The 24252-nt window shown below is 48.4% G+C and carries 23 protein-coding genes, 1 tRNA gene, 2 rRNA genes and 2 riboswitches (1 of these 28 only partly in view); of the genes, 10 read left to right on the top strand and 16 right to left on the bottom strand.

Translation table 11 applies throughout. The features are described from left to right. Window positions 1-61: 61 nt before the first annotated feature. A complete protein-coding gene (locus LDO05_RS00515; protein WP_251376957.1) occupies window positions 62-439 on the top strand; it encodes an MmcQ/YjbR family DNA-binding protein in 378 nt (125 codons plus the stop codon). A 130-nt stretch (window positions 440-569) separates the two neighbouring features. On the opposite strand, the gene LDO05_RS00510 is transcribed toward LDO05_RS00515, so the two are convergent. Beyond that, window positions 570-1085 (bottom strand): YwhD family protein, encoded by a 516-nt coding sequence (locus LDO05_RS00510; RefSeq protein WP_251376955.1) that lies wholly within the window; start codon window positions 1083-1085, stop codon window positions 570-572. 153 nt (window positions 1086-1238) lie between these two features. Between LDO05_RS00510 and LDO05_RS00505 the strand changes: the two genes are divergently transcribed. From LDO05_RS00505 to LDO05_RS00480, 6 genes are all read left to right on the top strand, one after another. After that, window positions 1239-3215: a M1 family metallopeptidase gene (locus tag LDO05_RS00505; RefSeq protein WP_251376953.1), complete on the top strand. Its 1977-nt coding sequence runs from the start codon at window positions 1239-1241 to the stop codon at window positions 3213-3215. A gap of 12 nt (window positions 3216-3227) precedes the next feature. Beyond that, complete coding sequence (locus LDO05_RS00500) at window positions 3228-4043, top strand: hypothetical protein (protein ID WP_251376952.1); 816 nt, start codon at window positions 3228-3230, stop codon at window positions 4041-4043. Between the two features lie 221 nt (window positions 4044-4264). After that, window positions 4265-4400: riboswitch (cyclic di-AMP (ydaO/yuaA leader) on the top strand. Window positions 4401-4406: 6 nt separating this feature from the next. Further along, window positions 4407-4889 carry a C40 family peptidase gene (locus tag LDO05_RS00495; protein ID WP_251376951.1) on the top strand — a complete coding sequence of 161 codons (483 nt, stop codon included), beginning with the start codon at window positions 4407-4409 and terminating at the stop codon, window positions 4887-4889. Window positions 4890-5231: 342 nt separating this feature from the next. Then, window positions 5232-5370: riboswitch (cyclic di-AMP (ydaO/yuaA leader) on the top strand. Between the two features lie 4 nt (window positions 5371-5374). Beyond that, window positions 5375-5848, top strand: coding sequence for a C40 family peptidase (locus LDO05_RS00490; protein ID WP_251376950.1), 474 nt, complete (start codon window positions 5375-5377; stop codon window positions 5846-5848). 271 nt (window positions 5849-6119) lie between these two features. Continuing rightward, window positions 6120-6629, top strand: coding sequence for a GNAT family N-acetyltransferase (locus LDO05_RS00485; RefSeq protein ID WP_251376949.1), 510 nt, complete (start codon window positions 6120-6122; stop codon window positions 6627-6629). Between the two features lie 103 nt (window positions 6630-6732). Next, a complete protein-coding gene (locus LDO05_RS00480; RefSeq protein ID WP_251376948.1) occupies window positions 6733-7089 on the top strand; it encodes a c-type cytochrome in 357 nt (118 codons plus the stop codon). A gap of 278 nt (window positions 7090-7367) precedes the next feature. Here LDO05_RS00480 and LDO05_RS00475 read toward each other — a convergent pair whose 3' ends face one another. Both LDO05_RS00475 and LDO05_RS00470 read right to left on the bottom strand, forming a co-directional pair. Beyond that, complete coding sequence (locus LDO05_RS00475; RefSeq protein ID WP_251376947.1) at window positions 7368-7667, bottom strand: 4a-hydroxytetrahydrobiopterin dehydratase; 300 nt, start codon at window positions 7665-7667, stop codon at window positions 7368-7370. A gap of 222 nt (window positions 7668-7889) precedes the next feature. After that, window positions 7890-8183, bottom strand: coding sequence for a hypothetical protein (locus LDO05_RS00470; protein WP_251376946.1), 294 nt, complete (start codon window positions 8181-8183; stop codon window positions 7890-7892). A gap of 226 nt (window positions 8184-8409) precedes the next feature. Here LDO05_RS00470 and motA point away from each other — a divergent pair, with 226 nt between their 5' ends. Both motA and motB read left to right on the top strand, forming a co-directional pair. After that, window positions 8410-9213 carry a flagellar motor stator protein MotA gene (gene motA, locus LDO05_RS00465; RefSeq protein WP_251376945.1) on the top strand — a complete coding sequence of 268 codons (804 nt, stop codon included), beginning with the start codon at window positions 8410-8412 and terminating at the stop codon, window positions 9211-9213. Beyond that, a complete protein-coding gene (gene motB / locus LDO05_RS00460; RefSeq protein WP_251376944.1) occupies window positions 9197-10003 on the top strand; it encodes a flagellar motor protein MotB in 807 nt (268 codons plus the stop codon). Before motA ends, motB begins: the two co-directional genes overlap by 17 nt. A gap of 100 nt (window positions 10004-10103) precedes the next feature. Here motB and LDO05_RS00455 read toward each other — a convergent pair whose 3' ends face one another. Both LDO05_RS00455 and LDO05_RS00450 read right to left on the bottom strand, forming a co-directional pair. After that, window positions 10104-10805 carry a pseudouridine synthase gene (locus LDO05_RS00455; protein ID WP_251376943.1) on the bottom strand — a complete coding sequence of 234 codons (702 nt, stop codon included), beginning with the start codon at window positions 10803-10805 and terminating at the stop codon, window positions 10104-10106. Between the two features lie 18 nt (window positions 10806-10823). Beyond that, window positions 10824-13139 carry an ATP-binding protein gene (locus LDO05_RS00450; protein WP_251376942.1) on the bottom strand — a complete coding sequence of 772 codons (2316 nt, stop codon included), beginning with the start codon at window positions 13137-13139 and terminating at the stop codon, window positions 10824-10826. Window positions 13140-13432: 293 nt separating this feature from the next. On the opposite strand from LDO05_RS00450, the gene tadA reads away from it, so the two are divergent. After that, window positions 13433-13906 (top strand): tRNA adenosine(34) deaminase TadA, encoded by a 474-nt coding sequence (tadA, locus tag LDO05_RS00445; protein ID WP_251376940.1) that lies wholly within the window; start codon window positions 13433-13435, stop codon window positions 13904-13906. A 49-nt stretch (window positions 13907-13955) separates the two neighbouring features. Here the strand turns inward: tadA and LDO05_RS00440 are convergent, their stop codons facing one another. The 11 genes from LDO05_RS00440 to LDO05_RS00390 all read right to left on the bottom strand — a co-directional run. Continuing rightward, entirely contained in the window at window positions 13956-15026 is a 1071-nt protein-coding gene (locus tag LDO05_RS00440; protein ID WP_251376939.1) for a DUF6612 family protein, read from the bottom strand. 92 nt (window positions 15027-15118) lie between these two features. Beyond that, a complete protein-coding gene (locus tag LDO05_RS00435; RefSeq protein WP_481857037.1) occupies window positions 15119-15994 on the bottom strand; it encodes a YitT family protein in 876 nt (291 codons plus the stop codon). A 226-nt stretch (window positions 15995-16220) separates the two neighbouring features. After that, the gene (locus LDO05_RS00430) at window positions 16221-16376 is read right to left on the bottom strand and encodes a small acid-soluble spore protein P (RefSeq protein ID WP_251376934.1); all 156 of its coding nucleotides are present in this window, start codon (window positions 16374-16376) and stop codon (window positions 16221-16223) included. A gap of 167 nt (window positions 16377-16543) precedes the next feature. Next, window positions 16544-16632 (bottom strand) — tRNA-Ser (locus tag LDO05_RS00425). 70 nt (window positions 16633-16702) lie between these two features. After that, complete coding sequence (serS, locus tag LDO05_RS00420; RefSeq protein ID WP_251376933.1) at window positions 16703-17986, bottom strand: serine--tRNA ligase; 1284 nt, start codon at window positions 17984-17986, stop codon at window positions 16703-16705. 205 nt (window positions 17987-18191) lie between these two features. After that, entirely contained in the window at window positions 18192-18764 is a 573-nt protein-coding gene (pdxT, locus tag LDO05_RS00415; RefSeq protein ID WP_251376932.1) for a pyridoxal 5'-phosphate synthase glutaminase subunit PdxT, read from the bottom strand. A 57-nt stretch (window positions 18765-18821) separates the two neighbouring features. Continuing rightward, on the bottom strand, window positions 18822-19703 hold the full coding sequence (gene pdxS, locus LDO05_RS00410) for a pyridoxal 5'-phosphate synthase lyase subunit PdxS (protein WP_127200813.1): 882 nt from the start codon (window positions 19701-19703) through the stop codon (window positions 18822-18824). A gap of 180 nt (window positions 19704-19883) precedes the next feature. Further along, a complete protein-coding gene (locus LDO05_RS00405; RefSeq protein WP_481857036.1) occupies window positions 19884-21260 on the bottom strand; it encodes a D-alanyl-D-alanine carboxypeptidase family protein in 1377 nt (458 codons plus the stop codon). 141 nt (window positions 21261-21401) lie between these two features. Further along, a complete protein-coding gene (guaB, locus tag LDO05_RS00400; RefSeq protein WP_251376930.1) occupies window positions 21402-22859 on the bottom strand; it encodes an IMP dehydrogenase in 1458 nt (485 codons plus the stop codon). Window positions 22860-23144: 285 nt separating this feature from the next. After that, a 5S ribosomal RNA gene (gene rrf / locus LDO05_RS00395) occupies window positions 23145-23261 on the bottom strand. 166 nt (window positions 23262-23427) lie between these two features. Next, a 23S ribosomal RNA gene (locus LDO05_RS00390) occupies window positions 23428-24252 on the bottom strand; it runs 2228 nt beyond the window's last position.

Below are 24252 nucleotides of genomic sequence, written 5' to 3'. Positions count from 1 at the left end.
CTCTCACCCAGACAGAGGTCTACATATTCCAACACCTGTTACGAAAGGAAAGTGACCCTTTATGAAGCATCAGGAACTTATCGAGCTTGGTCTTGGCTACCCGGGAACCCGCCTAGACTACCCTTTTGACCCAAGTCTTCCAGTACTCTACGTCGGCAGCAAAATGTTCGCTCTGCTGACCAATCATCTTGACGTTCCATCCGTCAATCTTAAGACCAATCCAGAGGAGGCCTGGATTCAGCGCGAAAGCTACCCTGGCGCCGTGATCCCCGGCTACCATATGAATAAGCGCCACTGGAATACCGTACTGCTGAATGGACAAGTACCGGACGAGGTCATTGCCGCCATGCTGCAGGAATCCTACCAGCTAGTTGTCGCCAAGATGCCCAAGGCATCCCGGCTGCTTCTATTCCAGAGTGAGAATCCCCCGGCTGAATAGGAATGACGCTCGAAGCGTCCGATTAACAAGCTTCAATCACCCGTTCCCCTTATCCATGGACAAAGAAGCCGTCCCATACTTGCTCATGGAACGGCCCCTCCTATTATATACCCACTTTTCCTGCAGCTCTTTACCCTTCCAGGGCATTTTTCAGCTCGCTGGATGAGCGGTTCCACCATTCTTCGTTATGCGTGACCAGCAGTGTACGCAGTGCCTGCTTATCTGCCGGGCCCAGCTCATCCAGCATAATGCGGCGTTTAATCGCGTAATCCAGCTTATTTACGTGGTCGGCGAGAATCTTCCATCCGCGCTTCGCCTCGGTGTCGATCAGCATCTCACACGCAGTCGCTCCGCCATACAGCTGGCCTTCCGGCGTGCGGTCCACCGCAACCCATACCAGCCATACTTGACGCCCGTTCGGCACGTCCTCTTTATTCGCAGAGAACTTGATTCCCCGCTCCACTTTACTCTTCGCATGCATGGCACCGATGTCGATCTTCGCTTCCCCGCTATCAATAATGATCGGCGATACGCTGTTCAGGTCAATGGAACCCGCGCCAAAGCCCTTGTGTTTGCTGCTTTTCTCATTCCCGCTGATAATATTTAAGGCAATTTGCTTCTTGCCAGTCTTGTTCAGATTGTCCATATTCCCCTCCATTAATGAGCCGCAGCCTTGCTTGCTGATGATTCGGAGTGCCCTCCATAACAACAGGCTCTGTATATTTTAATTTTAACTAATAATCCCCCAGATGCAAACATATACATGCCTTAGATGCTTGTCAACGGGAGGTATCCAAGAATGACCCCACCACGGATCAAAATTATACTTATCTCAATTCTCAGCCTTATCGTTATTGGCGGCGCTGTATGGTTCAGCCTGACACCCGCCCCTGCCCAGACCTCATTTGCTCCGGAAATGGGCAAGCCTCCGCAGGATCAGCCCAAGACACCCGAGAGTATCGGCACACCCGGTACGGAGCAGCTTAGTGACCGCATTGCCGAATATCACATTGATGTCCATTTGAATGAGAAGGACCGCACCTTAACCGGCACCGAGAGTATAACCTGGAAGCACCCGGGCAGACAGCCCGTGAGCGAGCTCTACCTTCACCTGTATCCGAACGCCTTCGCCTCCAAGGATACTACCTTCATGAAGGAGTCCGGAGGCAAGCTTCGGGGCGACTCTATGCCAAAGGATGGATGGGGCTCCATGAAGCTGACTGGAATCCGGACCACCGATGGGATCTCCCTGATTCACCGTCTTCAGTATGTACAGCCTGATGATGGCAATACGAAAGACCAGACTCTGGTCAAGGTTCGGCTTCCCCGCCCCGTTCAGGGCGGAGAGAGCATAACTATTCTCATGAGCTTTGAGGTCCAGCTTCCCAAGGTATTCGCCCGCATGGGCACCGCGGATAACTTCGTGATGGCCGGGCAGTGGTTCCCCAAAATAAGTGTGTATGAGCCAGCCGGAACCCGCGGCCGCGCCTCCGAAGGCTGGAACCTGCATCAATACCACGGAAGCTCGGAGTTCTACTCCGACTTCGGGATCTTCAGTGTACGGATCAATGTGCCAAGCTCCTATATCGTCGCAGCGACCGGCTTTCCCACCAAGACCGCAGCGGTCAAGCAGAATCGCAAGATCTACCAGTTCTATGCCGATGATGTGCATGACTTTGCCTGGGCGGCTTCCCCGGACTTTGTCTATGCGGAGGAGCCATTCTCCTCGGCCGAGGTCCCGGGTGTCCGGATCAAGCTGTATCTCGATCCGCTGCATAAGGACCTTAAGGACCGCTATTTCTATGCGGCTAAGGCTGCCTTGTCTTCCTACAGCAAATGGTATGGCCGTTATCCTTACTCGACCCTGTCCATCGTGGTTCCCCCGGCAAGCGGCAATGGGGCAGGCGGAATGGAGTATCCGACCCTCGTAACTGCCTTTGGAGCGACTTCGCTCTCACCTGGGTATGAGCTGGAGAGAACCGTGGTGCACGAGATCGGACACCAATATTTTTACGGCATGATCGCAAGTAACGAATTCGAAGAAGCCTGGCTGGATGAGGGATTCACTTCTTACGCTGAAGACAAACTCATGGAGAGCGCCTATGGAATTCAGCCCAATCTGCCTGTTCAGGCCAGCTTCGTGAACCATCCAGCCGCGCTGCCTCTGGAATCCTGGAAATACGGATCCTCCGATATCTATGCCCAAAATGTCTATACCCGCGGCAAGCTCGTACTGCTCGGCATTGAACGGCAGGTTGGAGCAGGAACCATGAACAAGATCCTGGCCCGCTACAGCAGCAAATACCGCTTCAAGCACCCGACAACCTCGGATTTCCAAAGAGTCGTGGAGCAGGTGACCGGGCAGTCCTGGAAGGATTATTTCAATCAGTATGTATACAGCGGGCAAATGATAAATTACTCGGTTGATTCCATCACCGTGAACCAAGTACAGAAGACTCCCGGCCCCCTATATGAGTCTGTCGTGAAGATCAGCCGACTCGGCGGCAGCTATCCGGAGGTTCCCGTCCTGTTCAGCTACAAAGACGGACATCTTGTGCGCAAGATCTGGAAGGGTGATGAGAACCAGATTGTCTACAAGCTGCAGTACAAGGAGCCGCTGGCCTGGGCAATGATCGATCCCCGCTACACCCTGGTGCTGGAGAACAAGCATATTAACAATTATCTGAAAGCAGAAGTGGAAGAGAAGACCGGAACGCGGTGGAATCTGGGCATAACCAAAGTAGTGGAGTCCCTACTTGGATTGCTCTCATGGTGAGGTGACAATAGAGTGAGATACATTCGTAACGGATGGCAAAGTACCAAAGATCAGTTCCCGGTCGTCATTATCCTGTTCCTCTATCAGCTGCTCTGGGGTGTATTTCTCTACCGGCTGATCAATTCTGCCATTATACCGCTGCTGCAGCGCTACCCGGATCCGGCGCCGGGCGAGCTAAGCCGCATTCTATTTCTGATTGAAGGTCAGCTGGAGCTCAAATACAGCTCCGAGGTTCATCTGTATTTCTGGCTTCTGGCCGGCATGTTCATTCTGCGCATGCTGCTGACCCCGCTCATTCAGGCCGGAATTCTCTATGGACTTCGTCCATTAACCCCGGACGGGGCCGGTCTGGTATTCTTCCAGGGGATCGGCAGGCTGTGGAAGCCGGTCACCGTCTTTTACCTGATAGAGCTCCTTCTCGTACTTGGTCCCGCTTACTGGCTCGGACCCAAGCTGCTGGATCTCCTTGTACAGGGCATACAGTCTGGCGGATATCCACTTCTCTATACGGCTATATATATTCTGGGATGGCTGATTTATGGCTATTTGATTCATCAGCTTCTTCTGTACGCCAAGTTCGGTTATATTTTTGGCCGGGGAATGCTCCCCTCTATGCTAAGCTGCTTGCGGCAGCTGCTTACCGTTATAGGCATATCCCTCTGCCTGGGCGGGGTAACCCTGCTCCTGTTCGGCGCTTTTAGTACCGTCTCCTGGATCTGGACCGGATTTCTGGCACTTATCCTTCAGCAATCCTATCCTTTCATCCGTTCACTTCTCAGTATTTGGCATATTTCCTCCCAATATCACCTTTGGAATGAGAAGAATTGAATCTCCTTCGGTCTCCTCTAACTCTACGCCCCCCAAGACCTCCGCAGATCTGCGGAGGCCTTTCCTGTTTCAACCGGCCTGGAAATCTCGCAAGTAACCATTGCCAAAAGATACCTGCCTTGCTACAATGTGAATTATGAACAGACAGTAACAACATTGTAATTATTTTTTTGTCACAAGCAGGAGATTCGACTTTAATGTCGTATTCTTGTTATAGGTGCACAGATATCAAGCCGAATTCCCAGCACCGGGAAACGGGGGAACCATCTTGGGTGAATTGATCTCGCAACAGAGGGATCATAGGGGACCTTCAACCGAATCCTTAAGCTAACCTCGCAGGCATTGGAAGGAGTTTAACCGCTTTTGAAGAAGAAACTTGTGGTTGCAGCAGTATCAATGTCCATTTTATTCACCCTTGGGACTGGAAGCGTTTTCGCTGACTCCAAGCTGGACAAAGTCGTGGACAAAGTGATTGGCACAGATTATAAGTCAGGTGGAACCTCCACGAATGGCTTCGATTGCTCAGGCTTTACGATGTATGTATTTGACAAACTGGGAATAGACCTTCCTCACCAATCGGGCGCCCAATTCAAGATGGGTAAGGCCGTATCGAAAGATGAACTGAAAGCCGGAGATCTGGTATTCTTCAATACTTTTGGTAATGGTGTGTCACACGTAGGTGTATTTGTAGGTAATGGCAAATTCGCACACGCCTCTTCCTCAAAAGGCGTTACCATCAGCAAGCTGAGTGACAGCTACTACACCAACCGCTACGTTGGAGCTAAGCGTATTATGAGCAACGAAGTATTTCAATCTGTTGCCGATTCCTCCAAAGACAACAATTGATGTAAGATAAGCAGTTCCCTTGGCATCGCCCGTATTGATTCTTGCCGGAATCGATGCGGGCTTTTGTCTGTATATAATTAGACTAATAATATAGTATTAGCCAATTTTTCGACAAATAAACCGTTATCTTGACAAAAAAAGTGTAAAACAAACTTGCCAAAGCTTGGGCCCTTTGGTACAATAGGCAAGTAATTAGTAACAACTTTGTAATTATTACTGTCCTATGTCGGAGCGTCACGAAGTCTGTATATGATGATCATACGAAAGTCATACTATCGCTTCCCGTGAACGCTGGGTCCTGAAATCCCGTATCTTGCGGATTTTCAGCACAGGTGCACTAAACCAACAAACCAGCCGAATTCCCACGCACCTGGGAAACGGGGGAACCAGTTATGGGTGAATTGATCTTGCATCAGAGGGGTCATAGGGAACCTTCAACCGAATCCTCAAGCTAACCTCGCAGGCATTGGAAGGAGCATAACAACTTGAGAAAGAAACTAGCAGCAGCGGCAACGAGCTTGGCATTATTGTTCACACTAGGAACAGGCAGCGCATTCGCAGATTCCACATTAACTAACACGGTGAAGAGTGTATACGGTACTCCTTATAAATGGGGCGGCGTAACTTCAAGTGGGTTTGATTGTTCCGGATTTACATCTTATGTGTTCAAGAAAATGGGCGTATCCCTTGCCCGTCAATCCAAAGCTCAATTCCATCAGGGTTCTCCAGTTATGGCGAAGAGCCAATTGAAGGCCGGAGATCTTGTCTTCTTTAATACTTTCGGTTCCGGTGTATCTCATGTCGGAGTATTCCTTGGAAACGGCCAATTCGCACACGCCTCTTCCTCAAAAGGCATTCACATTGACCGTCTCAGCAGCAGCTACTACAGCAAACGCTACCTTGGAGCTAAGCGTGTTCTTAGCAAAGCCAAATACACTAAATATGCTGTGAACCTGTAAACTCCATTCCCTCAAATGGAATTTACATCCGAGTGGACCGCACGATTCTTGCCGGAATCGCCTGCGGTCTTCTTTTTGCTATCTTAGTACCTACTTCTAAAACGTTAGATATCTGCCAAAGGTTTCAACCTTCCAGAACAAATATCTAATTTAATTCCATATATTTGCTTATCCTATATTTACCCACTGCCACTGGGCTTAAACGTACAAAAATATATATTTTTTTCTTTTTTTTAATCTATATCCGACACGAAATGAGGTACGCCAGTTGATGAATAACCCTCCAGCATTTAAGGCTATTCCCATGGAAGAATCCCACGCCCAGGTTATCTGCAGCTGGGTCTATCCCCCGCCCTATGACATCTACAAGTTCCCCCCTTGGGAACGGATGAAATCCCTTGAGATTGAGTTCGGCGATCCTCAGCTTCGCCGGGAACAGTACCTATCCGTTCTTACGCCTGCTGGGGAACTGGCCGGATTCGCACAAATCTTCCCTATGGAGGGGGTATCCCGCTTAGGGATCGGAATGCGGCCCGATTGGTGTGGTCAGGGACTGGGTAAGTCTTTGGTGCAGACTATAGTCCAAGAGGCCCTGCGCCGTTATCCTGGGCATGAAGTGGATCTAGAGGTACTTATTTGGAATGAACGGGCCATACGTACCTATGAGAAAGCGGGATTCCGGATTACAGATCAATACGAGCTGCGGACTCCTGAAGGGAAGATGCCCTTTTACTGTATGGTCTACCACAATGATAAATCTCACCCCATTGATGAAACTTAGTCAGCACGAATAACTTGTTTGTTTTTTTGTCACAAATGCTATGATCAAACAGGATGTTCCGTTATAATGGGAGAAGGTATCTTACATAGGAGGGACGATTGGAATGCAAAAGTGGATCATGAGCGGTCTGTTCTTCATTGCATGCGCATTGGCCATCGTGCTCATCTTCACCCTGCCGGGTAAAGAACAGGTGGCACAGGAGAATAAGCCTACCATGCCGAAGGTTACGTTGGATGCGACCAAGGCAGAAGCGGCTGTTAAGGCCAACTGTATCAGCTGTCATGGTGATCAGCTTGAAGGTAAAGTTGGACCTAGTCTGCAGAAGATTGGCGCGCAGTTGACCAATGAACAAATCTTCACCGTAGTTACCAAAGGTAAGGGCACCATGCCGTCATTCAAAGACAAGCTGCAGCCCGAAGAGATTGCCCAAGTAGCCGAATGGCTCGCCGCAAAAAAATAGATCAACTAAAGCACGCCCTCTAGTACGCTGTAAGCGTATTCCAGAGGGCGTGCTTTGTTCGATTCAAGACTGCTTTCATAGTTCCTCTACTATGATGAGGAACATGCTTCTAGAAGTATGCAGGCACCTCTGCCTGTTCCATCGCCATATCTGGCACGAGGTCCGCATTTGGACTTAAGTTCTTCGGCTTCCTCTAAGCTTGAGGCTTCCTGTACGAGTTGTGATAGCTGCGAGGGTGGCGAGCTTCCTACAAGCCATCTCTCTTACTAATGCGAGTTCTACTCAGCCGAGCGGGTCTTCTCGAAGGCCTCGTTGTACTGCTGGGCTTCCTTGATATCCACGGCAGTAATCCCGCCGGCTTCCCAAGAGGTTAGACGGAGCGTCACGGTCTTATGGTCTATAGTGATAAATGGATGGTGGTTGAAGGCTTCCGAGATGGCCGCAACTTCATCTACAAAGGCAATGCCCTTCATGAAGTTCGAGAATACATACTTGCGCACAATCCATCTCTCTTCTTCCATCTCCCATCCTTCCAGACTAACTAAGTGCGCTTCCACTTCCTGAGGTGTAAATGGCATTCTATTTCCTCCCTATTCTTTACAACGTCCGAACTGTCCTGGAGGGACTTTAGAACCGGCTATCCTTCACATCTTCTTATGACCCGTATACCGCCTGTACAGCAGTTCTCCTCTTCCCACTAAATACCCAGAACAGAACTTAAGTACCTAAACGATAATGCTTCTCAGGATATATTACCATGAGACTCGGACTTAAATCCACATTTCGCTTAAAGTGGACGCCTAGACCAGAAGTACGGTAGCCAGTTCTGTATCCCCAACCAGGATGTTGATCCGGTGCAGGTTGGAATCCAGCATGAGCATCCCACTGCCTACACGGATTACCGGCTCTGTCCCCAGACCATAGAATAGGTCCTCCGCCAAGGCCTCATGAACCTCACGTCTATCCGCCTCACCAAGCCTTTCCCAATCATCAGCTTCCATTTCAAAAAACACATAACTATCCTCGATCAAACCTACTGCAGCTGTTAATTCAGCTAGAATATCTCCGTAATCTCTTGCGTGTTTTACGCCCATCTATATTCTCCGCCTTCCTTGATCTCATCTTAAGAACCCGTCTTTTTCATTATAACTGAAAATTCATCTTAAAAAAAAAGGGAAATCTGTCGATAAAATAGGTAAACCGTTTCTTACAGAACAAAGGCTGCAAGGTTCCTGTAGTTTCTGTCTGCAAACTGTCTTGACGGAAGGATGCCCGAAAGACCGAAAGGATTCAATTCTATCTCATGGACGAGGTGTATTAATGGAAATATCAACGATATTAGGATTAGTAATGGGTATTGTGGCCATTGTCGTGGGTATGATGCTCAAGGGCGCACCCATCATCAACCTGGTTAATAACCCGGCGGCTTATATCATTATTTTTGTAGGTACTGCAGCATCACTCTTTGTCGGCTTCCCTGCTTCAGAACTGAAGAAATTTCCGAAGCTTCTAAAATTGCTGTTTGTTAAACCCAAAATGGTCACCAAGCCTGAATTAATCGCGCTGTTCATGGATTGGGCCTCCATCACCCGTCGTGAAGGACTTCTTGCTCTGGAGAGCAAGGTGGAGGAGATTGATGATGACTTCCTCCGCGGTGGAATGCGGATGATTATTGATGGTAATGACCAGGAATTTGTCAGTGATGTGCTCGCGGAGGACATCGCGGCTACCGAAGAGCGTCACCGTGCTGGTGCGTTAATCTTCTCCCAAGCCGGAATGTACGCGCCTACGCTCGGGGTTCTCGGTGCCGTTATCGGTCTGATTGCGGCATTGGCTGATATGACCGATATGGAGAAGCTGGGACATGCGATCGCCGGAGCCTTCGTGGCGACCATGCTCGGTATATTCACAGGTTACGTCTTATGGCATCCTATAGCTAATAAGCTCAAACGTATCTCCAAGCGCGAAATTGAAATCCGTCTGATGATGGTGGAGGGACTTCTCTCCATCCAATCTGGGGTCTCCACTATTGCCATTCAGCAGAAGCTGGCGGTCTTCCTAACTCCAACTGAACGTGCCCAGCTTCAGGATAAGGAGGAGACGACCGGTGAGCAAAAAGAATAGACACGAACCGCATGAGGAACATGCCGATGAATCCTGGCTGATTCCTTATGCTGACCTTCTCACCTTGCTGCTTGCTTTATTTATCGTACTTTATGGAATGAGCTCTACGGACGCCAAGAAATTCGAACAGATGAGCAAGGCTTTCAGCATCGCTTTAAATGGCGGGGTAGGCGTAATGGACAAGAGCCCCTCCATTGAAGGGTCTAGTACAAATGCGCCCAAAGACAGTTCACCTCAGCAAAGCACCCAGAATATGTCGATGAACAAGAAGCGCAGTGAGCTTATGCGTCAGGAGCAGGAAGATCTGGAGAAGCTGAAGAAGCAAATGGATAATTACATCAAAGTTAACGGACTGTCCTCCCAACTGGATACGAAGCTGAACCAGTCGCAGTTAACGGTGACCATTAGCGACAAGGCTCTGTTCGCTTCCGGGGATGATACGGTCAAGCCCGATTCCAGAAAGCTGGCCAAAGCCATCTCGGTCATGCTCCAGGGCTTCCCGGATTACGACATTATTGTATCCGGTCATACGGATAATGTCCCCATCTCTAACCAGCAGTTCGACTCGAACTGGGACCTCAGCTCGGGAAGAGCACTTAATTTCATGAAAATTCTGCTTATTAACGGTAAGCTGGACCCGAGGAAATTTGTCAGCACAGGTTATGGTGAGTATCGTCCTGTTGCTCCAAATAATACGGCGGAGGGCCGGGCGAAGAACCGCCGTGTAGAAGTCTCCATTCTTCGTAAATATCAAAGTGATGCCCAGAAGAGCATCACTTCCACACCCTAAACACAAAAGGCCCCGTAGCTCATCTGAGCTGATGGGGCCTTTGTGCTGTCTCAATCCTACAGCGGTCAGCTTGTACGATGGATCTGGCTGGGGTTGGGTTTTATATAAGGGTGTAGTTCAGCTGCCGCCCTAAATCCTGCTTCTCCTGAGGAGTCAAGTCACGCCATGTACCGCTTCTCTGGCTGCCCAGATGAATATTCATAATCCGGATCCGCTGCAGGCGCCTTACTTCATATCCCAAAGCGCTGCACATACGCCGGATCTGCCTGTTCTTCCCCTCAGTTAATATGATACGGAACACCCGGTCTGACATCCGGGTAACTGTACAAGGAAGTGTCATTTCCCCCAGAATCCTTACCCCTTCTGACATGGCTCTTATGAAATGCGGGCTGATCGCCTTGTCCACGGTCACGATGTATTCCTTCTCATGCTTCCCCTCAGCACGAAGAATCCGATTAACGATATCTCCGTCATTGGTCATAAGGATAAGTCCTTCCGAATCTTTATCGAGACGGCCAATCGGAAAGATCCTTTTCTCATGCCCCACGAAGTCTACAATGTTGCCCTTAATATGCCGCTCGGTTGTGCTTGTGATCCCTACCGGCTTATACAGGGCTATATATACATGCTTCTCCTTATCCGTCAAAGGCTGACCGTTCACACGCACATCATCGCCTTCTTCGGCCTGACTTCCCAGAAGCGCTACGATGCCATTGATAGTCACCTTGCCTGCTTCCACGAGCTTGTCAGCCTCCCGCCGGGAGCAGTAACCTGACTCACTGATGAATTTATTAATCCGCACCCATCTCACACCTTTTCTTTACTCATCTGGCTGTATCTTGTCCTCCATGTTACCTTGGCTGCCACCAACCGGCAAGGCGACAGTCACCGTTGTTCCTTTGTCCAGCTCGCTCTCAATCTCCATGATGCCCCTGTGGGTCTCAATAATCCGCTGGCTAACCATGAGCCCAAGTCCCGTGCCGGTCTCCTTGTTCGTGAAGAAGGGCTCTCCGAGCTTGGCCAAGGTCGCTTTGGAGATACCTACGCCCTCGTCCCTGATGCGAATCATTACGCGATCCGGTTCCTTGCGCCAAGTCTGCATATGAATGATACCTCCATTTGGCATAGCCTCCATAGCATTCTTGAGCAGGTTAATGAATACTTGCTTCAGCTGGTTCTCTTCACAGTGAACGAGCAGAGCTTCTGCCGAGAAATCTGTTGAGAACTCTATGCTGTGAAGGTGTGCCTGACTGTCCAGGAGAGAGATAACATCCCCTAGGATATAGCGGATATCCTTCACCTGGAAGTGAACCGCTTGCGGCTTGGCCAATATCAGGAATTCACTAACGATCAGATTAATGCGATCCAGCTCTGACAGCATTAGATCCGTATGCTGGGTATTGAGCTTTTTAGTCTGCAGCTGGAGCTGCAGGAACCCTTTTAGCGTCGTCAAGGGATTCCGTATTTCATGGGCTACTCCCGCTGCAAGCTGTCCTACCGTAGTCAGCTTCTCGGAACGGCGCAGCAGCTCCTCCATCTTGTTGCGTTCTGTCATATCCCTGGAAATGATCACATAAGCGGTAATCCGCCCATCCTCGTCAAAGATCGGAGACTCACTGACGCTGACCCGGACCTCCGCCCCCGCCTTCGTCAGGCGCACCGTCTCTGCTGAGAAGATGGGTATTCCTTCACTCAGCTTCTTCTTCCACAGGGACTCCTCCTCGCGAAGCGATTCAGGGGTATTGAACAGACACACCCCTTGGATCTCTTCACTTGTCCAGCCATACAGCTGTTCAAAGGCCTTATTTACACGTATAATCTTGCCCTCAGGATCAGTCAGATGAATGGCATCTGCCGTTTGCCGGATAATGGACTCCAGGTGCTCCTTAACAGAGCGGTTCTCATCAATCATTTCCCTGAGATCCCGTGTATACTGGGCCAGGTTCCCGCCCATAGCATTAATTCTGGCTGCCAGCAGGCCAAGCTCATCCTTGCGTGAAACCTCCAGCTGGGTCTCAAAGTTGCCGTCTGCCATCCCATTCACCTTAAGCAGGATGTCCTGGATTGGCCTAATGAGAAGCCCCGCAAGGATATAGCTTGCAAAAATGACAACCTCCAATAGAACCAGAGATATGGAAATCTGGCTGATCATCTGTTTGGATAATACAGAATAAATGGGATCATAGCTGGAGATAATCCGGATTACATACGTATAATTGGAGTTTTCCTTAATCGGGATAAAGCTTTTAATTACTCTTTTCCCACCAATTTTAACGTCGTACTGGGCACTTTGTCCGTTACGAATAGCTTCCTTTAGTACCTGCAGGTCCGCTTCAGGACTGGGGTAGTTATACTTGCCGAATGTTAGAGGACGGTCCTTCATCTCTACCGAAATGTCATTTTGAAGCGGAAGTCCCTGGGTAACAGCCTCTTCAAAGCGGCTTAAATTTATACCTGTGATATCAAGTACACTTGTATTGGCATCCCGGGTCTTCGCTATAATTCTCTCCGGATCCAGGACTTCAAAAAAATTATCCATTTCCGTCTTCCGAATATAAGGATCTATAATGTAGTCACGTGTTCCGTCATAATAATAACCCCACTTTACGAGACTGCCGGGGAATGAAGCGGAATAATCAAATGGGCCTGACCAGAAATGCTCGGATGCCTGACCCGCCTGTACTGTAACCGGCTCTAGATTGAACAGCTGATGAAATGCGGCATACCAATAACCCCATTTGTTCGTGGACAACCCGATTTCCTTAGACTCCGATGATTTGGAGACCACGATGTCGTTATCGGTTTTTACGAATAAGGAAATGCCTGTGACACCTGCCTTCTTCGCCAACTGGGCCAGCTGCTCATTGGTCACCTTGCGGATATCGGGATTCAGCTCCTTGGCAGCCAATAGAGAGGCCATCCTCAGCTTCTCGGTCATTTGCCTTTCTACATATTCAGAACTGAATCCGCTCTGTTCAACAGCGATTGCAATTTGCTTGGCGGTAAGCATGATTTTATTCTCACTATCTTTACGCAGATTTTCCTGCGTGGTAAAGTAGCTGAGGATAATATTCAAGGATAAAAGCACTACTGCCAGAAAAGATATGATGATGGATAATTTTGTTTTTATGGACAATTCGCTGTTCACTCCTCGGCCTAAGTGGATTGCCGAAATCTGGGATATCTCTCCTATCATAATACCTTTAACGACACTTTTTGCAAAGACATTCCGGTCTAAAGCGGAGACGGTTTAAGTGCATCACTTACTTATAGTTACCCACAGATTGACTTTAGTTATACCCAAAAAATACACACCTGTGCATAACTCTGTTGATAACAATGAACTTATACACAAATTTACACACAGGCTGTTCACAAACGAATGCCTGTTCGCAGAATAATTAAAGGTGAAAAGGGAGTCATTTAATCATGTTTACCGATGAATACTGGATGAGAGAAGCCATTGCTGAAGCTCATAAAGCAGAGGCTATTGGGGAAGTACCTATAGGCGCGATTGTGGTCCGTGATCAGGAGATCATCGGACGAGGGCATAATCTCCGGGAGACCGCATATGATCCTACCGCTCATGCCGAGATTATTGCGATCCGCGAAGCGAGCCATCATCTTGGATCCTGGAGACTCCTCAACTGTAAGCTTTATGTCACCTTGGAGCCCTGCCCTATGTGTGCCGGCGCTATTGTCCAAGCCCGCGTTCCCCATGTGCTGTATGGGACAACGGATCCCAAAGCCGGATGTGCCGGCACTCTGATGAACCTGCTTCAGGAGTCCAGATTTAATCATCAGACAGAACTGACTACCGGCATCCTGCAGACCGAGTGCGCAAGCCTGCTGACTCAATTCTTCCGTAAGCTGCGTGCCAGGCCCGCTAAGTCTGAGCATTAACAAAAAACCCGTGCCAATGGCACGGGTTTTGTACTTTATCTCTGTAATCTTATTGAAGACCTGCAGCTCCGAATTGCTGTTGCAGCTCATCCATTGTAATGACATCCGTTGGGATACCAATTACAAAATTCTGCTTCTCATTGATCTTGGTAAATGTGCTTTTTGCTTCAACAGCAACCTTCACATTATCTTTTGTATCCGGATTGTTGATTTCCAGGTTAGTATTCAGGTTCTGGTAAGCCGGGAAATCATTCTTGTCAATTGCTGTATTCACTGTGAATTGATTGATCTTCAAGTGATTCTTCATATCATCGATTGCCTTGTTAAGCTCAGCTTGGCTGCCGGATTGAATATCTTTCTTCGCCTGATCGATTTCTTCCTTCGTCAGTTGCAACAGTTCGCGGTACTCATCTTTGCTGATGATATCCAAGATTTTAGGAAGTGCTTTGTTCACAAAGATAGTTACTGCTTCTTTAACATTGTCGTTCGTAATATTGAACTGAACCACTTGCTTCGCATTGAAGCCTTCAGGAAGAGCAGCATCCTTGGAATCTACATCTTTGAAGTATTTAGCAGAATCATACTCAGCAAATACTGCATTGGCTATTTCCAGACCAAGCTTTTGTGATTTGGCAGGATCCAAGGAGTTCACATTGAATTCGTTGCCGCTTTGCTCAGCCAGCTCTTTGAAGTCAAGAACCAGGAACTTACCTACAATGCTGTCTGGAATCGGGAAGAATGGCACCTTAGGAATTTTCACATACATCTTCTCTTTTGTAAGTACAAAAGGAATTGTAATAGTTGTTGCTACATCACCTTTAAGCTTGATCTCAAGTGTAGACTCAGTCTGCATAGGAGCCTTTTGATAGATCTGGTTGATGTTGATCTCAGCATCTTTCAGCATATTAACGACAGATCCCACCTGCTCGTTACTTTGAGCCATGTTCACGGACAGATCTTTGATCTTGATCTCATTTTTAAGAACATATGAATCCATCTTGAGTGCATTGGCAGCCGCACCTTGAAGGGCCTCTTTCGGATCCTTTTTGCTGCTGCACCCTGACAATACTAGTACCACTGACAACAGTAATGTCAGAGTCAATCCCATAATCTTACGCATGAAGTTCTCCCCTCTTTATTCCCCTATATATTGTGACAAATACAATTAATATGATAAACCATTTCGTCTGGGAGATAAACCCTTTTCTAGAATTAGTGGATATCTTTTTTCTTGAAACGGCCGCCCTTAACGTCATGGATGTTGCCAACTGCCAGAAAAGCACGCTCGTCAAAGTGATTCACAATCTCTTTGAGCTTAGCTTCTTCCAAACGCGTAATTACGCAGAAAATAACTTTCTTCGGATCACCCGAGAATCCGCCCTCACCCGACAGATAAGTAACACCGCGCCCTAAACGGCTGATAATTGCATCACCGATCTCGTCAATGTTGTTACTAATGATCCAGACCGACTTCGATTCATTAAGCCCGTCAATCGTAATATCAATAACCTTAAAAGCAATATAGTAAGCAAGAATGGAGAATAAGGCCGAATCCCAGCCAAATACAAAGCCGGCGCCTCCCAGAATGAACACGTTGATAATCATAATGATCTCGCCTACAGAGAACGGGGTCTTACGGGAGATTAGAATAGCAATGATCTCCGTCCCATCCAGCGATCCACCTGAACGGATAACAATACCCGTACCTAACCCGAGAAGAATACCGCCGAACACAAAGGCCAGCGTAGTCTCCTGACTAAAAGCCTGTACGGAATGAAGAAGGAAGGTAGTTACTGACATAACAATAATACCAAGAAGGGTGGAGAAGGCGAAGGTCTTCCCGATTTGTTTGTATCCTACGATGAGAAAAGGGAGGTTAAGCAAAAACAGGAATAAGCCCAGGGGCAGACTTGTTAAGTAAGAAGCGATAACCGAGATACCGGTGACTCCACCGTCTGTAATATGGTTAGGAACCAGGAATAGTTCAAGTGCAACAGCGTAGCACACAGCTCCTATAATGATAAACATACATCTAAGAAGGACAGTTCCCAGAGGGCGCTTATTATGCTGCCGGTTAGGCCGTGGCATCATTCCGAGGGATTGGTCATGCATCAGATCATTTGTAATTTCATTCATTGCATCACTTTCCTTTCAAGTATCTTTTGTCTCATCTCTCCATTTCCTAGAATACTATCCCACTGGTCTTCAGTAATCCTATCTTTATTATGCCATTAATTCGGACTCATGTCTTGTTTTATTCTGATATTCTCGCAAAAAAGACTTAATTTGCCCGAAAACGGGCAAATTTGGAGTATTAACCTCCTTGACGGTTATGATGGTCAACGTGATTGCGGTTCTTCACTTTCTTCGATCCCGAGAGAGGCTCAGGTCCCCTTGCGCCCTCCTCCTTGCGTCGTCTTCCCGTGTCCGGCTGTACCCCGGGCACAGCCACAGTTTTTGGTTTGCTCATTGTTGTCCCTCCTAAGCTGATCTCATTATAGCGGCATACCGCACAGTTAATTTACCGAGATCCTGCCCTCATTATTCAGCCTCATTACTGGAATAAGACAACCAAAAAGGCCTATTCCCTAAGGAATAAGCCTTGTGTACTTACTGTAATTGATATTGGTAAAATTATGGCGGAGAGGGTGGGATTCGAACCCACGTGGAGTTGCCCCCTAACGGTTTTCAAGACCGCCCCGTTATGACCGCTTCGGTACCTCTCCAAATCAATCTAATTTCTCACGCTTAACACGTGACAAATTAGATTATATCATGAATATTCTTAGTATGCAACTACTTCTTTGGAGAAATATAATTTATATTTCCCATGTATGGACGAAGAACCTCAGGAATCTCGATACTGCCATCCTCTTGCTGGTAATTCTCAAGTATTGCCGCCACTGTACGACCGACAGCGAGTCCCGATCCATTCAGTGTATGCACAAATTCAGGCTTGGCTTTAGCTTCAGGACGGAATCTGATATTAGCCCGGCGCGCCTGGAAGTCCTCGACATTCGAACAGGAGGAAATCTCGCGGTACATCCCGCTCTCAGGCAGCCATACTTCAAGATCATAGGTCTTGGCTGCAGTGAAGCCCATATCGCCTGTACAGAGCGTCAGAACACGGTATGGCAGGTTAAGGAGCTGAAGCACCCGCTCTGCATTTTGAGTCATCTTCTCAAGCTCTTCATAGGATTGCTCAGGATGGACAATTTTAATCATCTCAACCTTATTGAATTGATGTTGGCGAATCAATCCTCGGGTGTCGCGTCCAGACGCACCTGCCTCGGAGCGGAAGCATGAGCTGTACGCAACATAATTGCGGGGTAGATCCTCGGCACTCAGAATCTCATCACGGTGATAGTTGGTGACCGGCACTTCGGCAGTAGGAATCATGTAATATTCGGTATCCCGCAGCTTGAAGAGATCCTCTTCAAATTTAGGAAGCTGTCCTGTGCCGTATAAGCTGTCCCGATTCACAATGTACGGAGGAAGCATCTCCTCATAACCATGCTCATTGCTGTGCAGGTCCATCATGAAGCTGATCAGAGCACGCTCCAAGCGGGCACCGAGCCCTTTGTAGAAGGTGAACCGGGAACCCGTTACTTTGCCAGCCGCTTCAAAATCAAGAATGTTCAGCTCCACCCCAAGCTCCCAATGAGCCTTAGGCGTGAAAGCAAACTTACGCGGTTCGCTCCAGCGGCGGATCTCTACATTATCCTCCTCAGATGCACCAACAGGCACGCTCTCATTAGGAATATTCGGGATAGCCAGTGTAAGCTCGTCGATTTGGGCTTCAAGTGCTCGCACCTCATCATCCAAGGCCTTGATCCGATCACCCACATCACGCATCTCTGTAATGAGCTCATCTGCGTCTTCCCGATTCTTCTTCCGCTTGGCTACCTCTGCCGAGACGACGTTACGTCGGTTCTTCAGCTGTTCACTCTCTTGGAGAAGCTCACGGCGCTTCTCATCCAGCTGCGGGAAGCCAGAGATCAGATCAAGTGACTTGCCACGCTTCTGAAGAGCTTCTTCAACCCGGCTGTATTCATTTCTTAATATCTTCACATCTAACATAACTAGTCCCTCCTAGGGCAGCAGCCTTGACTGTACAGATTGATCACAATGAGAGCCACACCACATGCCCTCCAATAGGAACATAACACAAATGACACATAACTATTCAGTTCAGTCCGAACAGGACGCCAATTATCGGCTAAAATTGAACTACATCCGGACGGAATTATCGCATTCCAGACCAGATGTAGCTAGTTTCGGATTTTTAATTATATTGTCTTACCATATCAGCGAAATATTGATGAAGCGAGAAATCATCCGTAAGCTCAGGATGGTAGGAGCTAACGAGCATATGCCCTTCCCGGGCTGTGACAATCTCATCTTGATAGGTCGAGAGCACATCCACACCCTTGCCGACCGAAGTAATCAAAGGCGCACGAATGAATACAGCCCGTACGGGATCATCAATTCCTTTAACATCCAGATCGGTCTCAAAACTCTCGCGCTGACGTCCGAAAGCATTCCTGGAGACTCGAATATCCATCACACCAAGATGTGCTTCCTCTCCGCCCTCAATCTCTTTGGCAAGCACAATAAGTCCTGCACATGTTCCGAAGAGGGGCTTCCCTTCAGCTGAAAATTCACGTATCGGATCGATGAACTCATATCTTCTCATGAGCTTGCCGATTGTCGTAGACTCTCCGCCGGGAATGATCAGACCTTGAATATCCTTCAGCTGATGCGTGTGCTTCACAACGACGCCCTCTGCACCAGTACGTTCAATACTTCTGATATGCTCGGCAACGGCGCCTTGCAGCGCCAAGACTCCTATTTTCATTACATTCATCATCCTTCTATATCAAGCCGAATATTGGATCTGCCGAAGAACCAGGGCTTACCAGCCCCGGTCACTCATTCGCTCAGCAGCAGTCAATTTGGAGATTTCGATCCCTTTCATCGGAGTACCGATGTTCTTGGAGACTTCAGCAATCAATTTGTAGTCTGTATAATGAGTTGTCGCTTCAACAATAGCGCGTGCGAATTTCTCTGGATACTCGGATTTGAAAATACCAGAGCCTACGAATACGCCGTCTGCGCCTAAGTGCATCATCAAGGCTGCATCTGCAGGAGTAGCCACACCACCGGCAGCAAAGTTAACGACTGGAAGCTTACCGTTCTGGTGAACTTCAAGCAGGAGGTCATAAGCTACGCCAAGGTTCTTGGCTTCTGCATACAGCTCGTCCTTCGACATATTGGTAATCTTGCGGATTTGGCTATTGATCAGACGCATGTGACGTACCGCTTCAACGATGTTGCCTGTTCCCGGTTCACCTTTGGTACGGATCATGGATGCACCTTCTCCAATACGGCGAAGAGCCTCTCCAAGGTCTTTAGCTCCACATACAAATGGAACTGTGAACTCGCGCTTGTCGATGTGATATACTTCATCAGCCGGAGTAAGCACTTCACTCTCATCGAGATAGTCAACGCCAAGGGACTCAAGTACCTTAGCTTCAACGAAGTGTCCAATACGCGCCTTGGCCATAACCGGAATGGTTACCACCTTCATAACCTCTTCCACAATGGTAGGATCAGCCATACGGGCAACCCCGCCAGCAGCGCGAATATCAGATGGTACACGCTCAAGCGCCATAACTGCTGTTGCGCCAGCAGCCTCGGCAATCTTAGCTTGCTCAGCGTTCATGACGTCCATAATGACGCCACCTTTTTGCATTTCAGCCATACCTCTTTTTACACGAGATGTTCCAGTTTCCATGTCCATACCTCCCGAATATATATACAAATTTCTAATTCCTATCACTCAACAGTCGTGCTTTAATCTAACTTGTTATTTTACAAGATATGCTTAAATTACACAACTACAAGGATTGATCTGAAATACGCCAGCACATGCATCATTCTTATGATCACACGTCCCTAGATCAGCTTATGGACTCTAGAACAAATTCTTGATCGCATTGAACAGATCTACAAAGAATTGGCCAATTGCCCGAAGCAGCAGCTTGAACCAGCCTGCCTTCTCTGCTTCCTCAGCAGTGATCAGATTAACGGTCTTCTCTGCCGGAGCCGAGGCGTCGTCGGCTTTGTAGGTATAGGTTACGGTCCCAACTTTAGTGCCTTTTGGCAGTGGAGCCGTCAGCTTGTCCTTATCGAGCCATTTTACGGTAGATTTAATTCCTTTAAGGTCAGCACCCTTCTGTACGACAAAGCTTACAGCCTGGTCTGTAACTACAGGAACATCAGAATTGGTTGCCTTCTTCACACTAACTTGCTCGGCACCTTTAACTGTGGTTTTTGGAGCAATGACTTGTTTGACCTCAAAGTTATCAAAGCCATAATCCAGCAGCTTCTTGGTCTCTACAAAACGGGATTTCTGCGATTTCGCATCCGTCCCCATAACTACACTAATAAGACGGACACCATTTCGTACCGCAGTACCTGTGAAGCAGTTCCCTGCACTCTCGGTATGCCCTGTCTTCAGCCCATCCAACCCGGGGTAGGCATACTGCTTGAAGTTAATATTCGACTTATTTGCTTCCAGCATCCAATCCAGATTCACCAATGGAGTCTTATCGCGTTCGCGGAATTTATATGATTGCAGCGTAGTAAATCGAGTGAAATCCGGGTGATCCGTTACGATATATTTAGCCAGCGTTGCCGCGTCCTGAGCAGACATAACCGTCTCCTCCGGATTCTCCGGGCGGTAGCCCTCCGGCATATCCCCTACATTAAGACCTGTGGAATTGGCAAAATAGGCTGTCTTCATGCCCATACGCTTCGCTTCTGCATTCATCATCTTAACGAACTCTTGCTCTGTGCCCCCTACACGCTCTGCAAGTGCAACAGTGGCGTCATTGGCGGAAGCGATAGCCATGGCGATATAGAGCTCTTCCACGGTGTGCTGGTCTCCTTCTGCAAGGAAGACACGTGAACCGATCTGCTTTGCTGCGTTGTCTTTAACAGTAACAACGTCGGTCCATTTAAGCTTGCCCTGTTTCACCTGCTCGGCAACAATATATTCCGTCATCATCTTGGTCATGCTTGCCGGTGGCATAGCTTCGTCCCCATTTACAGAGTACAAGACCTGTCCGGTAGTTGCTTCAATTAGAATGGCTGATTTTACATTTAGTCCTAATTTATCTGCAGCTGCCTTTGCTTCTGTAGTAGATTTAGTGCTTGGCGCAGCGATGGCTTGTCCTTCGGCTAGAGTTATAGCAGGAATAACGGACAAGCACAACATATTAATCATCAAAAGCGACGTTACACTTTTGCGAAGGATACGCCGTTTAGGTTTCGTTGTGTTCATTTCTATCGGTTTCAAATTACCTTTAAGCTCCCCTCATGATCTCAATCAATTACTTGTTCTATTCTAACACAGGGTATGCAGCAAAAAAAGACAGGCAGAACGAAAATCGTCCCGCCTGTCCCTGGATTTACTACCCATTTCCGAAAATTACAGCGAATAGTTCGGTGCTTCTTTCGTGATTTGCACATCATGAGGATGGCTCTCACGCAGACCTGCACCTGTAATGCGGACGAACTCTGTCTCATCGCGAAGCTCGTTCAGGTTAGCCGTACCACAGTATCCCATGCCTGAACGCAGGCCTCCGATAAGCTGATGAATCGTGTCGGATAGCGGCCCTTTATAAGCTACTCTTCCTTCAATACCTTCAGGTACAAGCTTCTTGTCATCATCCTGGAAGTAACGGTCTTTGCTGCCTTGCTTCATAGCAGCTAACGACCCCATTCCGCGGTATACTTTGAAGCGGCGACCTTGATAAATCTCAGACTCACCTGGGCTCTCCTCGGTTCCTGCGAACAAGCTTCCAAGCATTACCGCATGAGCACCCGCAGCTATAGCCTTAGGGATCTCACCAGAGTACTTGATACCTCCGTCTGCAATAATTGGAATACCGTATTCGCGAGCTACAGTGGCGCAGTCATAAATAGCCGTGATTTGCGGTACGCCGATACCGGATACAACACGTGTTGTACAAATGGATCCCGGTCCAATTCCTACCTTCACCACACTCGCCCCGGCTTCAATCAGATCACGGGTGGCATGTCCAGTTGCCACATTCCCTGCAATAATAGTCAGTTCAGGGTAACGTGTACGCAGCTCGCGCACTGCATCAACAATGTTGATATGGTGACCATGTGCTGAGTCAACCGTGATCACGTCCACACCGGCCTTCACCAAGGCATCCGTCCGATCAAAAGTATCCTTGGAAATACCCACAGCCGCTCCTACCAACAGGCGTCCCTGTGCATCCTTCGCCGCATTCGGGAACTGAATGGCCTTCTCAATGTCCTTGATGGTAATCAGACCCTTGAGTACATTGTTCTCATCTACTAAAGGAAGCTTCTCAATCTTATGCTGCTGTAGAATTACCTCTGCCTGTTGAAGAGTAGTTCCTACAGGTGCCGTAACAAGGTTCTCATGAGTCATGACCTGCTTAATCTCGATGTTATAGTCGTGAATGAAGCGGAGGTCACGGTTAGTCAGAATACCTACCAGCTTCTGTTCCTCATTAACAATAGGCACACCCGAAATACGGAATTTGCCCATAACCCGCTCAGCGTCCGTCACCAGATGAGTTGGAGTGAGCGAGAAAGGATTTGTAATTACCCCGCTCTCCGAACGTTTAACCCGGTCTACCTCTTCCGCTTGCTGCTCAATCGGCATATTCTTATGGATAATCCCGATCCCACCTTCACGTGCAATTGCGATAGCAAGAGCCGCTTCAGTAACTGTATCCATGCCTGCACTAATCAATGGAATGTTAAGCTTGACCGTATCGCTCAATCTTGTGGAGACATCCACTTCTTTTGGCAACACATTAGATTTTCTAGGAATCAGGAGCACATCATCAAAAGTAAGACCTTCTTTGGTAAATTTACTTTCCCACACCAGGGTATTCCTCCTCAGCTCTATTGTCCCATCGGCCCTATCCCTACCCTTGCGGCCGTAGATCTCATCTTACGGGAATATATTTGTACCATCTTAGCAAAGGGGATATAGGCTGTCAACACGTAAAGGCAATCCTCCGAGTATAGCTGCTACCCCGGCTTTCCATCCGCTGCCATATCCACCTTAAATCAACAAATGCCCGATTCTCAACATAGCTAATATCTGCATTACGAGCAGAATATAAACAAAAAGAGCATTACCATAATGGTAATGCTCTTACTCTTTGCTTGGCGGCGTCCTACTCTCCCAGGACCCTGCGGTCCAAGTACCATTGGCGCTGGAGGGCTTAACGGTCGTGTTCGGGATGGGTACGCGTGGAACCCCTCCGCCATCGCCACCAAACATGATTTTTCGAAGCTTTCGCTTCTCGAAATCGCTGCGAGAAAATATCTGGCCTTAATAAAAACCCACATCTTCTCCTCAGGCTTGATCACCTGAAAACTAGATACGAAACGAATTGTGCGTGTTAGATTGTGTCTCTTCCGAAGTTACACTTCGTGAAGCTGTGTTGGATAAGCCCTCGACCGATTAGTACTGGTCAGCTCCATGCATTACTGCACTTCCACCCCCAGCCTATCTACCTCGTCGTCTTCAAGGGGTCTTACGAATTGGGAAATCTCATCTTGAGGGGGGCTTCACGCTTAGATGCTTTCAGCGCTTATCCCTTCCGCACGTAGCTACCCAGCTGTGCTCCTGGCGGAACAACTGGTGCACCAGCGGTGCGTCCATCCCGGTCCTCTCGTACTAAGGACAGCTCCTCTCAAATTTCCTACGCCCACGACAGATAGGGACCGAACTGTCTCACGACGTTCTGAACCCAGCTCGCGTACCGCTTTAATGGGCGAACAGCCCAACCCTTGGGACCTACTTCAGCCCCAGGATGCGATGAGCCGACATCGAGGTGCCAAACCTCCCCGTCGATGTGGACTCTTGGGGGAGATAAGCCTGTTATCCCCAGGGTAGCTTTTATCCGTTGAGCGATGGCCCTTCCATGCGGTACCACCGGATCACTAAGCCCGACTTTCGTCCCTGCTCGACTTGTCAGTCTCGCAGTCAAGCTCCCTTATGCCTTTGCACTCTTCGAATGATTTCCAACCATTCTGAGGGAACCTTGGGGCGCCTCCGTTACTCTTTAGGAGGCGACCGCCCCAGTCAAACTGCCCACCTGACACTGTCCCCATACCGGTTCACGGTACCAGGTTAGAACTCCGATACGATCAGGGTGGTATCCCAACGTTGCCTCCACCGAAGCTGGCGCTCCGGCTTCTTAGGCTCCCACCTATCCTGTACAAATCGTACCCAAGTCCAATATCAAGCTGCAGTAAAGCTCCAT

The organism is Paenibacillus sp. YPG26 (assembly GCF_023704175.1).
Lineage (GTDB): Bacteria > Bacillota > Bacilli > Paenibacillales > Paenibacillaceae > Fontibacillus.
This window is presented reverse-complemented; position numbering and strand designations above follow the sequence as displayed.

Coding starts and splice junctions, on each gene's coding strand:
- tadA (WP_251376940.1), top strand. CDS start 13,433: ATGTTTACCGATGAATACTGGATGAGAGAAGCCATTGCTGAAGCTCAT.
- pdxS (WP_127200813.1), bottom strand. CDS start 19,703: ATGGAAACTGGAACATCTCGTGTAAAAAGAGGTATGGCTGAAATGCAA.
- pdxT (WP_251376932.1), bottom strand. CDS start 18,764: ATGAAAATAGGAGTCTTGGCGCTGCAAGGCGCCGTTGCCGAGCATATC.
- motA (WP_251376945.1), top strand. CDS start 8,410: ATGGAAATATCAACGATATTAGGATTAGTAATGGGTATTGTGGCCATT.
- serS (WP_251376933.1), bottom strand. CDS start 17,986: ATGTTAGATGTGAAGATATTAAGAAATGAATACAGCCGGGTTGAAGAA.
- LDO05_RS00440 (WP_251376939.1), bottom strand. CDS start 15,026: ATGCGTAAGATTATGGGATTGACTCTGACATTACTGTTGTCAGTGGTA.
- LDO05_RS00515 (WP_251376957.1), top strand. CDS start 62: ATGAAGCATCAGGAACTTATCGAGCTTGGTCTTGGCTACCCGGGAACC.
- LDO05_RS00475 (WP_251376947.1), bottom strand. CDS start 7,667: ATGCCATTTACACCTCAGGAAGTGGAAGCGCACTTAGTTAGTCTGGAA.
- LDO05_RS00505 (WP_251376953.1), top strand. CDS start 1,239: ATGACCCCACCACGGATCAAAATTATACTTATCTCAATTCTCAGCCTT.
- LDO05_RS00470 (WP_251376946.1), bottom strand. CDS start 8,183: ATGGGCGTAAAACACGCAAGAGATTACGGAGATATTCTAGCTGAATTA.
- LDO05_RS00510 (WP_251376955.1), bottom strand. CDS start 1,085: ATGGACAATCTGAACAAGACTGGCAAGAAGCAAATTGCCTTAAATATT.
- LDO05_RS00485 (WP_251376949.1), top strand. CDS start 6,120: ATGAATAACCCTCCAGCATTTAAGGCTATTCCCATGGAAGAATCCCAC.
- LDO05_RS00430 (WP_251376934.1), bottom strand. CDS start 16,376: ATGAGCAAACCAAAAACTGTGGCTGTGCCCGGGGTACAGCCGGACACG.
- LDO05_RS00480 (WP_251376948.1), top strand. CDS start 6,733: ATGCAAAAGTGGATCATGAGCGGTCTGTTCTTCATTGCATGCGCATTG.
- LDO05_RS00435 (WP_481857037.1), bottom strand. CDS start 15,994: ATGCCACGGCCTAACCGGCAGCATAATAAGCGCCCTCTGGGAACTGTC.